At 63.1% G+C, this 12,268-nt stretch carries 13 protein-coding genes and 2 pseudogenes; 10 read left to right on the top strand and 5 right to left on the bottom strand.

Features of this window, described 5'->3' with window-relative positions; translation table 11 throughout:
• Positions 1-113 precede the first annotated feature (113 nt).
• Complete coding sequence (locus PWP93_RS30615) at positions 114-1,178, top strand: Gfo/Idh/MocA family protein (RefSeq protein ID WP_421047357.1); 1,065 nt, start codon at positions 114-116, stop codon at positions 1,176-1,178.
• 4 nt (positions 1,179-1,182) lie between these two features.
• On the opposite strand, the gene PWP93_RS30610 is transcribed toward PWP93_RS30615, so the two are convergent.
• A complete protein-coding gene (locus tag PWP93_RS30610; protein WP_421047356.1) occupies positions 1,183-2,088 on the bottom strand; it encodes an NAD-dependent epimerase/dehydratase family protein in 906 nt (301 codons plus the stop codon).
• Between the two features lie 144 nt (positions 2,089-2,232).
• Here PWP93_RS30610 and PWP93_RS30605 point away from each other — a divergent pair, with 144 nt between their 5' ends.
• From PWP93_RS30605 to PWP93_RS30585, 5 genes are all read left to right on the top strand, one after another.
• Positions 2,233-4,005 carry an FAD-dependent oxidoreductase gene (locus tag PWP93_RS30605; protein ID WP_421047355.1) on the top strand — a complete coding sequence of 591 codons (1,773 nt, stop codon included), beginning with the start codon at positions 2,233-2,235 and terminating at the stop codon, positions 4,003-4,005.
• On the top strand, positions 3,992-4,603 hold the full coding sequence (locus PWP93_RS30600) for an NIPSNAP family protein (protein ID WP_421047354.1): 612 nt from the start codon (positions 3,992-3,994) through the stop codon (positions 4,601-4,603). Before PWP93_RS30605 ends, PWP93_RS30600 begins: the two co-directional genes overlap by 14 nt.
• A 13-nt stretch (positions 4,604-4,616) precedes the next feature.
• Positions 4,617-5,450 (top strand): sugar phosphate isomerase/epimerase family protein, encoded by an 834-nt coding sequence (locus PWP93_RS30595; protein WP_421047353.1) that lies wholly within the window; start codon positions 4,617-4,619, stop codon positions 5,448-5,450.
• 110 nt (positions 5,451-5,560) lie between these two features.
• Positions 5,561-6,961, top strand: coding sequence for an MFS transporter (locus PWP93_RS30590; RefSeq protein ID WP_421047352.1), 1,401 nt, complete (start codon positions 5,561-5,563; stop codon positions 6,959-6,961).
• A gap of 87 nt (positions 6,962-7,048) precedes the next feature.
• On the top strand, positions 7,049-7,906 hold the full coding sequence (locus PWP93_RS30585) for an IclR family transcriptional regulator (protein ID WP_421047351.1): 858 nt from the start codon (positions 7,049-7,051) through the stop codon (positions 7,904-7,906).
• A gap of 71 nt (positions 7,907-7,977) precedes the next feature.
• Here PWP93_RS30585 and PWP93_RS30580 read toward each other — a convergent pair whose 3' ends face one another.
• Positions 7,978-8,181: a hypothetical protein gene (locus PWP93_RS30580; RefSeq protein WP_421047350.1), complete on the bottom strand. Its 204-nt coding sequence runs from the start codon at positions 8,179-8,181 to the stop codon at positions 7,978-7,980.
• On the opposite strand from PWP93_RS30580, the pseudogene PWP93_RS30575 reads away from it, so the two are divergent.
• Positions 8,162-8,482 (top strand): annotated as a pseudogene (locus PWP93_RS30575) (LLM class flavin-dependent oxidoreductase); the annotation flags it as partial. The gene PWP93_RS30580 and the pseudogene PWP93_RS30575 overlap by 20 nt on opposite strands.
• Positions 8,483-8,601: 119 nt before the next feature.
• Here the strand turns inward: PWP93_RS30575 and PWP93_RS30570 are convergent.
• Positions 8,602-8,814: pseudogene (locus PWP93_RS30570) on the bottom strand (flavin reductase); the annotation flags it as partial.
• 171 nt (positions 8,815-8,985) lie between these two features.
• On the opposite strand from PWP93_RS30570, the gene PWP93_RS30565 reads away from it, so the two are divergent.
• Positions 8,986-9,168 (top strand): hypothetical protein, encoded by a 183-nt coding sequence (locus PWP93_RS30565; RefSeq protein WP_421047349.1) that lies wholly within the window; start codon positions 8,986-8,988, stop codon positions 9,166-9,168.
• A gap of 3 nt (positions 9,169-9,171) precedes the next feature.
• Positions 9,172-10,140: an alpha/beta fold hydrolase gene (locus PWP93_RS30560; RefSeq protein ID WP_421047348.1), complete on the top strand. Its 969-nt coding sequence runs from the start codon at positions 9,172-9,174 to the stop codon at positions 10,138-10,140.
• A 68-nt stretch (positions 10,141-10,208) separates the two neighbouring features.
• On the opposite strand, the gene PWP93_RS30555 is transcribed toward PWP93_RS30560, so the two are convergent.
• Positions 10,209-10,526, bottom strand: a complete 318-nt coding sequence (locus PWP93_RS30555; protein WP_421047347.1) for a DUF4148 domain-containing protein — start codon at positions 10,524-10,526, stop codon at positions 10,209-10,211.
• Positions 10,527-11,161: 635 nt separating this feature from the next.
• Positions 11,162-12,097: a transcriptional regulator CynR gene (gene cynR, locus PWP93_RS30550; RefSeq protein ID WP_421047346.1), complete on the bottom strand. Its 936-nt coding sequence runs from the start codon at positions 12,095-12,097 to the stop codon at positions 11,162-11,164.
• Between cynR and PWP93_RS30545 the strand changes: the two genes are divergently transcribed.
• Complete coding sequence (locus PWP93_RS30545; RefSeq protein ID WP_421047732.1) at positions 12,041-12,244, top strand: hypothetical protein; 204 nt, start codon at positions 12,041-12,043, stop codon at positions 12,242-12,244. The two genes, cynR and PWP93_RS30545, sit on opposite strands and share 57 nt — an antisense overlap.
• Positions 12,245-12,268 lie beyond the last annotated feature (24 nt).

The raw sequence follows: 12,268 nt of genomic DNA, 5'->3' as shown, positions 1-12,268 counted from the left end.
AATTCAAAGTGGAATAGTATTCAACAAGCAAAGAAAATTTCAGGGTATCGGGATAATCACCGTAGCAACGCCCTGGAGGCAATCGTTCAACCGAAGCAAGGAGGAGAGTGGCAATGGCAAGAAGACGTCTGGCAGTAATCGGCGCGGGCGCGATCGGCAGGATGCATGTGGAGCGCGCGCGGTTGCATCCGCACGCACAGGTAGTGGCGATCGCGGACCCGTCGCCGGCTGCCGGGCAGTTCGCGCGCGCCGAAGGGCTGCGCTGGTTCGTCGACTACGAGGCGATGCTCGACGAAGTGCGCCCCGAAGGCGCAATCGTTGCGACGCCGAACGCGACACACGTCGATGTCGGGCTGGCGTGCGTCGCGCGCGGGATACCCGCGCTGATCGAAAAGCCGGTCGCCGATCATGTGGAGGACGCCTTGCGGCTGGACCGCGCCGCGCGCGAGGCGAACGTGCCGCTGCTGGTGGGCCACCATCGCCGCCACAACCCGATCCTGCGCCGCGCGCGCGAAATCGTGCAGTCGGGCAGGCTCGGCAAGCCCGTTGCGGCCAATGCGCTGGCCACGTTCTACAAGCCCGATGCGTATTTCGACGTGCAGTGGCGACGCCAGGCGGGTGGCGGTCCGGTGCTCATCAACCTGATCCACGACATCGACATCATGCGGTTCCTGCTCGGCGAAATCGTCGAGGTACAGGCGCAGACCTCGAACAGCGTGCGGGGGTTCGAGGTGGAGGACACGGCCGCCGTGCTGCTGCGCTTCGCGAGCGGGGCGCTCGGCACGAGCGTCGTCTCGGACACGGCCGCTGCGCCATGGAACTGGGATCTCGCGGCGGGCGAGGCGGCGCATTATCCGCGTCAGCAGGAGAACACGCATTTCCTGATCGGCACGGATGCGTCGCTCACGCTGCCGCAGCTCGAGGTGTGGGAGTACCGCGGCGGCAAGGGCTGGCACGAGCCGCTGACGGTGGAGCGCGGCACGCCGCACGCGCGCGACCCCTATCACGAGCAGTTGCGTCACTTCGCGGCCGTGATCGCGCGCGAAGAAGCACCGGTATGTGCGGCCGATGATGGCGCGCGCACGCTGGCCGCGACACTGGCAGTGCATCGCGCGGCCACGACGCGCGCGCCAGCCGCGCCGATGCTGGATGAAGCGCTCGAGGCGGCGCAGCGTTAGACGATCAGGATGCCTGATGACCGTGGCGATAGAACGCCACGGTCTGGCGCAGACCGTCATCGAGCGGCGTTTGCGGCAGGTCCGGCAGCAGGTGCGCGAGCGCGGGATCGTGCGGGAACACCGTGGCGATCGGCAGCGGCGGCCCGCTCGCGTCGATTTGCGCACCCGGCGCGATCGCCGTGATCTTGTCGACCAGCACGCCGACGGGAGTCATCTCGCCCGCGAGCGTGAATGCATGCGCGCCGTCGAACTCGCTCAGCAGCGCCGCTTCGTAGGCTGCGGCGACATCGTCTGCGAACACGAGACCCGTCTGTCCGCTGAACGGAATCGTGTAGCGTTCGCCGCGCGCGGCAGCGCGGCAGGCGAGGCTCGGCCCCGCGCTGGAACCCGTTTCGCGCCCCGCGCCGTAGACCACCAGCGGCCGAAAGCCGATGCTCGCGATGCCGTGATCGTGCCAGTACGCGCGCGCGGAGCCTTCGCAGGCGAGCTTGAATGTGCCGTAGTGCGTTTGCGGCAGCGGCGTGGCGCCGTCGTCGGGGCCGAACACGCCCGCGCTGCTCGCGTAGAGCACGCGACGCATGCCCGCAGCGTGCGCGGCTTCGAACACGTTGAGCGTGCCGATCAGGTTGATCTGTGCGCCGCGCACCGGGTTCGCCGCGCAGTCGGGCGTGAGGATGCCGGCGAGATGAACGACGGCATCGCAGCCTTCGAGTGCGCGTGCGGTGTCGTCCGCGCTGGCGATATCGCCGGTGCGCCATTGCACCAAAGCGGCGCGACCGGGCGCAAGCGCCTCGACGATCCGCGCATTCGCGCGCAGGTCGAACGCGACGCAATCCATGCCGCGCGCGAGTAGCCGCTTCATGATCCACGCCCCAAGAAAACCACTGCCACCCGTGATCAGTACCCGCATCGTCTCGTCTCCATGTTGTTCGTCAGGTCACAAAGTCTTTGCCAAACCGGCATTTGTGGAATAGTATTCCAAATCGAAAACATTTTCTACAAAGGCGGGATGGGCACTGCCTCTGGAGACACGGAAACAATGGCGATACCGAACATGAAGCGTGAACCGATACTCGATTGCGACGTGCTGGTGCTGGGTTCCGGCGCGGGAGGGCTCTCGGCGGCGGTGACGGCGGCGGCGCAGGGTTTGCGCGTGATCGTCGCGGAAAAAGAAGACGTGTTCGGCGGCACGACCGCGTGGTCTGGCGGATGGATGTGGATTCCGCGCAACCCGCTGGCGACGTGTGCGGGCATACGCGAGGACATCGAGACGCCGCGCACTTATTTGAAGAGCGAACTAGGCGAGCAATATGATGTCGCCAAGGTCGATGCGCTGCTCGAGCGCGGGCCGGAAATGGTCGAGTTTTTCGAGCGCCATACGGCCGTGCGATTCATCGACGGCAATCGCATTCCCGATTTTCATACCACGCCGGGCGCGGGCACGGGTGGCCGCTCCGTGTGTGCGATGCCGTTCGACGGCCGCGAGCTGGGCCCGTTGATCGGCAAACTGCGCACGCCGCTCTCGGTCACGACGATCAAGGGCATGGCGCTCGGCTCCGGCCAGGATCTCGCCCACTTTTATCGTGCTACGCGCTCGCTGCGCTCGGCGCTCTATGCGAGCCGCCGCCTCGCGGCATTCGGCTGGCAGAAGCTGCGCTACGGGCGCTCCATGCATCTCGTGAATGGCAACGCGCTGGTCGCGCGGCTGTTGAAGTCGGCAGCGGATCGCGGCGTGGATCTGCGTACGCGCGCAAAGGCGGTCGGACTCTTGCGCGATGCGTCGCACGTGACGGGCGCACGCGTCGAGATCGATGGCGTGGTGCACCAGGTGCGTGCCGCACGCGGCGTCGTGCTCGCATGCGGCGGCTATCCGCATGATGTGGCGCGCCGCGCGCAGACCTTCGGCTATACGCCTTCTGGCCGCGAGCACTGGTCGGCCGCGCCGCGCAGCAATACGGGCGACGGCATCTGCCTCGGCGAGTCGATCGGCGCGTATTTCGACGGCGCGCTGGAGGCGCCCGCTGCGTGGGCGCCGGTGTCGATCGTGCCTGAGCACGACGGCGTGAAAGACGTTGCGTTCCCCCACCTGATAGAGCGCGCGAAGCCCGGTGTGATCGCAGTCACGCGCGCAGGCAAGCGCTTCGTGAACGAGGCGTCGTCGTATCACGACTTCATCGGCGCGCTGCTCGGCACCACGCCAGCCGGCGAGGAAGTCTGCGCGTGGCTCGTGTGCGACCACCGTTTTCAGCGCCGCTACGGCCTGGGCTTCTCGAAGCCGTTTCCGTTTCTGACCGGGCCGTATCGGCGCTCGGGTTACTTGAAATACGGCGCGACGCTCGCGGCGCTGGCAGCGCAATGCGGCATCGACGCGAACGCACTCGCCGAAACGGTCGCGACCTACAACCAGTATGCGAAGCAGGGCTTCGATCCGCAGTTTCACAAAGGCTCGACGCCGTACAACCGCGTGCAGGGGGATGCCGGTCACAAGCCGAACCCGTGCCTCGCGCCAATTGAAAACGGCCCGTATTACGCGGTGAAACTGCTGCCGGGGAGTCTGGGCACGTTTGCGGGCCTCGCTACGGACGCACAGGCGCGCGTGCTCGACCGGGGCCGCCGCGTGATCGATGGCCTCTACGCCGTGGGCAACGACAGCGCCAGCATGATGGGCGGCTGCTATCCGGGCGGCGGCATCACGCTTGGCCCCGCGATGACCTTCGGTTATCTCGCAGGACTCTCGCTTGCCGGGTCGCGGCAGACCGTTGCGCGCGCATCAGATTCCGGTTCAAACACCATTTACCCTCAAGGACAATGCAATGACACTGTATGACGTAGTGACGCTCACCGTGAAAATCGGCGCGAACGCGCAGGTTTTCGAAGGCATCAAGGCAAGCGGCGATCCGCAGGGCGGCAAGCTACTGGGCTGCTGGTACTCGGATATCGGCGTACTCGGCAAAGTGCTCGTGCTGCGCGGCTTCGAGTCGGAGGCGGCGCTCGTGGGGGAGCGCAAGCGCATGCTGCTGGAGGGCAATCCGTTCGGCGTGGGCGAGTTCGTCGACGATGTGAAGACGGAAAGCTACGCGCTCTTTCCATTCCTGCCACCCATCGAGCCCGTCGTGCATGGCGGCATCTACGAGATGCGCATGTACGGCACCAAGCCTGGCAGCCTGCAGCACACGATCAATGTGTGGGAGCAGGCCGTGCCCGAGCGCACGAAGCGCTCGCCGCTGGTGGGCGCGATGTATTCGCTCGACGGCGACATGCCGCGCTTTCTCAACATCTGGCCGTACGCGAGCGTGGATGAGCGCTCGCGCATTCGCGCGGAAGCGGTGAGGGACGGCGTGTGGCCGCCCAAGGGCGGACCGGCGCATCTCACGACGATGGAATCGACCATCTGCGTGCCGGCGCCGTTTTCGCCGCTGCGCTAACCGGGAGGACACCATGACCCAGCCTCAACCGCGCGCGCTGTCCCTTTCGGCTCTGACCGTGCTCGAACTGAGCCCGCCGCAGATGGTGCAGTGCGCCGCCGACGCGGGTTACGACTACGTGGGCCTGCGCCTGCTGCCCGCGACTGACCACGAAGTGCGTCACGAGATCATCGGCGATACGCCGCTCAGGCGCGAGACACTTGCGGTTCTGAAGGACACGGGTGTGCGCGTGCTCGACGTCGAAATCCTGCGCCTGAAGCCCGATACTGACCTGAACAGCTACAAGCCGATGCTGGAGACGGCTGCCGAACTGGGCGCACGCTATGTGCTCGTGGCCGGTAACGACCCGGACGAAAAACGCACCATCGACCGGCTGGGCCAGCTTTGCGACCTCGCTGCGCCGCTTGGCCTCGCGCCCTCGCTGGAGCCGATGCCGTGGACCGACGTGAAGGACATCACGGCCGGCGAGCGCATCGTGAAGGCGAGCGGGCGGACCAACACCGGTCTCATCATCGACCCGATCCACTTCGACCGCGCACGCTCGTCGCTCGAAGCGTTGCGTGCCCTACCGCGCGAGTACTTCGGCTACGTGCAGTTCTGCGACGCGCCGGCCGAGCGCCCCACCGACCTCGACACGCTGCTGTTCCAGGCGCGCTGCGATCGGATGATTCCGGGCGAGGGCGGCCTCGACCTGGTTGGCATCCTGCGCGCGTTGCCCGACCACCTCCCGGTCAGCGTCGAAGTGCCGACCGAGCAATGGGCAAAGACGACGCGCGCCGTTGACCGCGCGAGGCGTTTGCGCGAGGCGACGCTCGTGGTGCTCGAAACGGCTTTTGTGACGGCCTGAGAAGGTAGCTCGTCCCAAACATCGAGTGGCCTGGCGAGGCGGCCAGCCGAAGCGCCAACCAGGCTTGCATATGCAATCGACAACAAAAAGAACATGACACGGAGACAAACATGACTTTTTCAGAAGCGGCCCAACCGGCCAGCCAACGTCAATTCGCAGGCAAGAATGCGCACGCGCTAGACGTCCAGCAGTTTCTCGACGACCAGCCGGTCGGGCGCTTTCAGGCGCTCGTGCTCCTGCTATGCATGATGATCGTGATGCTCGACGGCCTCGACACGGTCATGATCGGCTTCATCGCACCGTCGCTCTCCAGCGCCTGGGCGGTTCCGCGCGAGGCGCTCGGGCCGGTGATGAGCGGCGGCCTGCTCGGCCTTGCGTTTGGGGCTCTGGCCGCCGGCCCCATGTCGGACCGCTTCGGGCGGAAGTCGGTGATGACGGTGGCGGTGTTGTTCTTCGGCGTGTGGAGCCTCGCTTCCGCGTTCGCCGTGAACGTGCCGTCGCTGACGGCGCTGCGTTTTCTCACGGGCATCGGTCTCGGCGCCTCGATGCCGAATGCGGCGACGCTCATGGCCGAATACGCGCCGCCGCGCCGCCGCGCGCTGATGGTGACGGCGGTGTTTTGCGGCTTCACGTTCGGCGCGGCGGGCGGCGGTTTCGTGAGCGCGTGGCTCATCGCGCAGTGGGGCTGGCAGTCGGTGCTGCTGCTCGGCGGCGTGCTGCCGGTCGTGTTCGTGCCGGTGCTCATCAAATGGCTGCCTGAGTCGGCGCGTTATCTCGCGCTCAAGGAAAGCCAGCGCGAACGCCTCGTGAGCGTGCTCAACCGCATGAAGCCGGGTTCGGCCAGCGAAACCACGCGCTTCGTCGCCCAGCAACCGGCCCACGCGCTGCGCAGCCCCGTGCGCGCAATTCTCTCGCGCGAGCACGCGTTCGGCACCGTGATGCTGTGGATCTGCTATTTCGCGGGGCTGCTCACGGTCTATCTGCTTGGCAACTGGCTACCTACGCTGATTCGCGGCCTCGGCTTTTCGCTCGGCGAAGCGGCGGTCGTGGGCGCCTTGTTCCAGGCGGGCGGGACGCTCGGATCGGTGCTGATCGGCTGGCAGATGGACCGGTTCAATCCGCATCGCGCGCTGGGCGCGACCGTGCTGGCGGGCGGCGTGCTTGCGTGGTACATGGGCGCGTCGGTTCACCCGTTCAGTATCATCTGCGTGCTCGCGTTCGGCATGGGCTACTGCATGAACGGTTCGAACACCGGGTTCTGCGCGCTCGCGGCCGGCTCGTACCCCACCGAAATGCGCGCGACCGGCACGAGCTGGATGCTCGGAGTGGGCCGCTTTGGCGGCATTGCGGGCGCGATGGTGGGCGCCGCCATGCTGCATGCGAACTGGAGCTTCGGCGCGGTCTTCACGGCGCTGGCGGTGCCTGCGGCAGTGGGCGGCATGGCGGTGCTGCTCAAGGGCGCGCGTCACCGCGGCGAGTTTGCGGCGGTGAGCGTGAGCGCCGGGCATTGAATGAGCGCACACTCATACAAATCAGCTTGAATTCCAGTGTGGAATTGTGTTCTCATTTGTCTATCACCATACTGATGAGAAAACGATATGGCAGGGAATCTTGAGCGTGCGCTTGGCGTCCTCGAACTGTTGGCGAAGAACGGTGGCCGCATGCAGCTGGCCACCATCGCGGACACGCTGGATATCCCCCGCAGCGGCACGCACCGTCTTTTATCGATGCTGATCGACGAGGGCTTCGTGCGTCAGGACGAGGAGCATGGCGAGTACATGCTGGCCATGAAGCTCGTTTCGCTGGCGTTGATCTACCTGTCGACGAGCGGCGTGTTCGACATTTCGCAGCCGGTTCTGGACCGGCTGGCCGAGGCTTCGGGTGAACTCGCGCGGCTGGGCGTAGTGGAGGACGATCACATCACCTTCGTCGGCAAGGCGCAGGGTGCGAAGTCGGGCCTGCGCTACGACCCCGACATGGGCAGCAACCCGCCGTTGCACTGTACGGCGAGCGGCCAGGCGTGGCTCGCCACGCTGCCGGACGAGCGCGCGATCGAACTGGTGTCGAAGCAGGGTGGGCTCGGGCCGAAGGCGCAGAACGCGCCGCGCGCGCCAAAGACGATCCAGCAATTTCTCAAAGATCTGAACGGTGCGCGGCAACGTGGCTATGGCATGGCCATCGAGACCTACGAGGCTGGCATGACGTCGATTGCGGCACCAGTGCGCAATCCTGTGACTCAGGAAGTTGTGGGCATCGTGAGCCTCGCGGGACCGAGCAGCCGCTTGCCGGAAGAACGGCTCAAGGAGCTCGCGCCGTACCTGCTCGAAGCCGCTTCGGACATGGGGGCAGCCACGCTCAGTTCGCGAATTTTCAAACGCAGCGTGGCATCGGCACCGGCACCGGAGGCCGCTCAAGCACCTGCCGCCAAAGGGCGAAGGCGGTCAGCTCAGAGATGAGCAGCCGGGTTCACAACCATCTAGCGCTCGCCATACTTATATTTAAATGCCGCTCAAGCGTCGCTGAGACATCAGCTTAGCTGCGCGACGATCATCCTGGCTCGTTCGACGACGGGGCGAGCGACCAGCTTGCCGTCCACGGCGATCGCGCCCGCGCCGCTTTGCGCGACAGCGTCAAGCACGCGGCGTGCCCATGCGCCGTCGGCTTTCGTCGGCAAGGATCCGCGTTTGACCGCTGCCACCTGGCGCGGATGGATGCAGAGCTTGCCGCCCATGCCGAACATCCGCGCGTGGCGCACTTCCTTTTTCGAGTGCCTGTTCGTCGCCAAGGTCGAGCTTGAGCGATTCGGCTGCAGCCTCGCGAACAGCGGTGAAATCTTCCACGAGATCTGGGACATCCTCAACAAGGGTCTGAACGAAAAGGTCTTCGACTACAAGGGGAAGCATTTCGAAATGCTGCTGACGTCGATCGCGATCCGCACGGTGCAGGAACAGGTTCCGCTCTGGATTACGTCGATGAACCCGGGCACGCTGGGGCGCGCATTCAACGAAAACGTGAACCTGTTCACGACGGTTCTGCACGGCGACGACGACGCGCTGCGCGGTCTGCGCGGTCGCCTTGAGGGTCTCGCTTCGGAGTGGATGACGTCACACTCGACATTGGCCAACGCGTCAACCAGAATCGGCAGGCCGTCCAGACCCGAGTCCCATTGCCCGCTCGCAAAGCGGGGGCAACCCTGGGGCTCCTTCAGGAATTTCGTCACCACGTCTTGGTGGGCCTGGCCCAGGATGTTGGCCACGAACTTGCCGTTGGTCTTCAGCGGCTCGAGCATGGACGAATCGCGGTGCACGAAGAAGCCGACCAACGGCGGCTCAGCCGAAATCGCCGTCAGGCTGGATACCACCATACCGCTCGGATTGGTGATATCTCCCATGGTTATCGCGGAGACGCGACGACCTTGGGCACACACGAGATGTTCGTGGGCGAGATCCGCAAGACGACCACCGACGATGCAGGATCGCCGATGGTGAACTTCAACGCAGGGATTCGCGGGCTGACGCAGTAATCGGAGATCCAGATGGTGACGCAAGACAGGAATATCAATGCTGCCCCGCAAGCGGCAAACGCGATCTCCGAACTTCTCGGGACCACGATCGTATCTGCATTCGCGAGCCGCAGAGACTACGGCGTCGATCTGTCCAGCTATTTCAGTGACGCTGCTGTGGAGGTGCTCAATTTCCGGGTGCAAGGAAAGACCTGATTCGTGAACCGCGATTGGTGGGTTCCGAATAGTAATGAAAAGAAGGGAAGCCAGACTATGGCTATCGCTAATCCGAATGACGAAATCCGTCGCCTTGCGTGCAGCGTTGAAAAATATACGGTCTTGTGGGGAACAATACCCGTCGTCTGGCGGAAATTCGGTTCGGGCTCACCGTTGGTGCTCATTCACGGCGGGTATGGTAACTGGTTGCACTGGGTCAAGAATATCGAGCCTCTCTCGTGGAAACACACGGTCTGGGTGCCGGATCTTCCTTCAATGGGCGAATCCGGAACCATGGTCGAGAATGAAGACCCGATGGAATCGTTGAAGGATATGGCCGCAGCGCTCGTTGATACGTTATCCAAATTAATCGATCCAGAAACCGAGATTGATGTCGCGGGTTTTTCCTTGGGGGGTGTTATCACCGCCCTGTTTGCGCAGCAGTGGACCACGATTCGACGTATCGCGCTGCTCGGCCCCAGCGGACATGGCCAGGGGCGCCGGCAAACGAAAGACATGATTTCATGGCGCAAGCTCGAAGGTCGGGAACAGAAAAACGCGTTCCGCCATAACCTCATGTCGTTGATGCTTCAACGCTCTGCCTGCGCAGATGAAATGGCACTCGAAGTCTATGAATCGACCTGCCGCCAGTGCCGGTATCGCGGTGGGAAGCTTACGCGGCAAAGTATGATACGGGACATGTTGGAGACGTTCGGGAATCCCATTCTGTTCATCTGGGGTGAAGGCGACGTAACCGCGAATTACCCGGCCAAGGTCGCAGATTGGCTCTCACGGAGTCGTCGCGGCCGCAAGTGGGCGGTTCTTCCCGGAGGACAGTGGATTCAATATGAGAACGCTGAATCGGTAAATCAAATGCTTCTCTGCTGGTTCAGTGCGTTCGCCAGTCCGTGTGCCTCGGTCAATGTCGACGTTGCCGCACAAATCGGTAGAGGTGATGGCGATGAAAAATGAAAACCAGGCCTTAAGCCTGGTTCGCCATTTATGGGTCACTTCTTGCCGAACGTTTTTGGCCAGCGGGCTTACGGATTGACGATGGTGATTGTGCTTTTAATGTTGCAACGCTGTATCCATTCAGCCTGGCCTTCGCCGTTGGCCTGAACGTTTTGCTTGCAGGCCAATCGTCGCTTAGCTTCGAGAAGATCGTCCGGGTACAGGGTATTGCTGGTGATCTCGGGGCGATATCCAACAGGCTTCAGATCAATCACCTGCTGTCGGACTTCGGCACGGGGCAGGGGCTGAGGTCCATCCATGTAGTTGGGTGATGATTGTGCGAAGGCCACGGGACTAGCGAACAGCACACTTAGGGCAGCGATCTTGATGCCGCGTTGCAGATTCATATTCCCTCCGTCGACGTGGGCAATGGTTGACAACGGGACTGCCGAAGGCTACGGAAATATAGCCCCCATTCCAAATGAGCAAGGACGGGGAGCGGCGCAAGGCCTCACCGGTCGTCGGACCTCGAAGAACAATTGCCAGGGTTTCCACGTAACTCGTACTCAAAGATCACGTGTCATGGTAATCGCGTTAGCTAACAAGTCGTCGTGAAGAGTCCTGGACGATTGATTGGCTGGGGGCCGATGATCGCGCGGAGCCGGCTTCGGCGCCGAGTGCAGTCTGCGAGCTGCTATTCCGCCGGCCTGGTGGAGTGGCGATGCACCTCGAGAAGATCAGCACAGGCTAGCGAAATAGCACCGGCGCGACTGAGGCCTTTGCGCATTGCAAGGGAGTCGAGGGACGCGAGCAGATCGGGATCGATTGAGACGATGACCCTCACCTTGTTCTTGCGGACGGCAATGGGTGGTTGCATTTCGGCCGTCGTGCGCTCGACGGGCGCATTTCCAGCACGTGTGCATGAAGGGACTTCGTTGGCGAGGGATATTGATCTGTTTCTTGCTGACATGCGGTAATCCACAAAACCGGAACGGGCGGGACGTGCCGTCCGGGTTACTGATGCATTCCACCCGGCTACGGCTCAAGCGGCGCCTTGTATGGAGGTTCTAAGCGAAGACAGGCATCCGTCACCAAGCAGCTCGAGAACCGACGCCGCAAACGCGGCGGATGCCACGGAACGGTAGGCACGCTTGCATCGCAGCAGCGCGACGGTTCTTACCGGAAAAGCCGGGTTCAACGACACATACTGCAGGTTGCGGTGCTCGAATTCGATTGAGCTGGGCAATATGGTCGCAATCGTTCCGCGGCTCACGATCTTGAGCACTGCACTGATCGAATTCGCCTGCAATGCAACCGTGGGCTGCAAATCGCGCGACAGAAAATAGCTGTCGACATAAAAGCGCGAAACGAAGCTCGTGGTGAGCAGCGCAAGCGGCGTTTTCGCGAATTCCTCCGGTGTGACCGCGACACGCTGTTTAGCCAGTGGATGACTGTTGCCGACCACGAGCATCAATTGCTCGGAGAAAAGCGGTTCCGCTTCGATCTCTTCGGAGCGTACGTCTGTAAAGCCGAATGCGAGATCGACCTGGTCCTCGACCAGCGCGGTTTCGACGGCGTCCAGCGACATCTCGATCATTTCGATGACGATGCCGGGATACAGCTCATGAAAATGCTCGACGACAGGGGCGACGAGATATTCGGTGAACGTTGGCGTAAAGGCGAGACGCAACTGTCCGCGCGAAAGGTCCTGTACGTCCTGTACGGCGCGTTGCGCCGTAAGAAGATCATAGTATGCGCGGCGCGCGTACTCCAGGTAGATTGTGCCGAAATCGGTCGGGCGCACGGCCCGACCGCCACGATCGAACAACTGCGCGCCAAGCTCGTCCTCCAGTTGTCGAACCTTCTGCGAGAGGGCCGACTGCGAAACGAATAGTGCATCCGCCGCACGCGTGAAGTTTCGATGTTCGTCGACGGCGAGCAAATAGCTGATGTTTCGCAGGAGCGGATTGCGATGCATCAGATTTCGGTTGCGGAGGTTGAATCCGTGATTGGCAACGATGGCTTTCCCGGCCGGGATCGAGGGTTGCGCGCAAGCAGCGGTCCCGAGATCAGTGTGCTGCGGTGTTGCGTTGGTATTTTCGAGCATCGATTGGAAGTCAGGTAAATAACAGGTTGGGCTGGGTGAAAT

The organism is Paraburkholderia sp. A1RI-2L (assembly GCF_048957375.1).
GTDB lineage: Bacteria > Pseudomonadota > Gammaproteobacteria > Burkholderiales > Burkholderiaceae > Paraburkholderia.
This window is presented reverse-complemented; position numbering and strand designations above follow the sequence as displayed.

Bases quoted from the DNA above. Each gene is read 5' to 3' on its own strand.
- PWP93_RS30595 (WP_421047353.1), top strand. From the start codon at position 4,617: ATGACCCAGCCTCAACCGCGCGCGCTGTCCCTTTCGGCTCTGACCGTG.
- PWP93_RS30545 (WP_421047732.1), top strand. From the start codon at position 12,041: ATGTTCGTCGACGGCGAGCAAATAGCTGATGTTTCGCAGGAGCGGATT.
- PWP93_RS30600 (WP_421047354.1), top strand. From the start codon at position 3,992: ATGACACTGTATGACGTAGTGACGCTCACCGTGAAAATCGGCGCGAAC.
- cynR (WP_421047346.1), bottom strand. From the start codon at position 12,097: ATGCATCGCAATCCGCTCCTGCGAAACATCAGCTATTTGCTCGCCGTC.
- PWP93_RS30590 (WP_421047352.1), top strand. From the start codon at position 5,561: ATGACTTTTTCAGAAGCGGCCCAACCGGCCAGCCAACGTCAATTCGCA.
- PWP93_RS30605 (WP_421047355.1), top strand. From the start codon at position 2,233: ATGAAGCGTGAACCGATACTCGATTGCGACGTGCTGGTGCTGGGTTCC.
- PWP93_RS30580 (WP_421047350.1), bottom strand. From the start codon at position 8,181: ATGGGCGGCAAGCTCTGCATCCATCCGCGCCAGGTGGCAGCGGTCAAA.
- PWP93_RS30565 (WP_421047349.1), top strand. From the start codon at position 8,986: ATGGTGACGCAAGACAGGAATATCAATGCTGCCCCGCAAGCGGCAAAC.
- PWP93_RS30555 (WP_421047347.1), bottom strand. From the start codon at position 10,526: ATGAATCTGCAACGCGGCATCAAGATCGCTGCCCTAAGTGTGCTGTTC.
- PWP93_RS30610 (WP_421047356.1), bottom strand. From the start codon at position 2,088: ATGCGGGTACTGATCACGGGTGGCAGTGGTTTTCTTGGGGCGTGGATC.
- PWP93_RS30615 (WP_421047357.1), top strand. From the start codon at position 114: ATGGCAAGAAGACGTCTGGCAGTAATCGGCGCGGGCGCGATCGGCAGG.
- PWP93_RS30585 (WP_421047351.1), top strand. From the start codon at position 7,049: ATGGCAGGGAATCTTGAGCGTGCGCTTGGCGTCCTCGAACTGTTGGCG.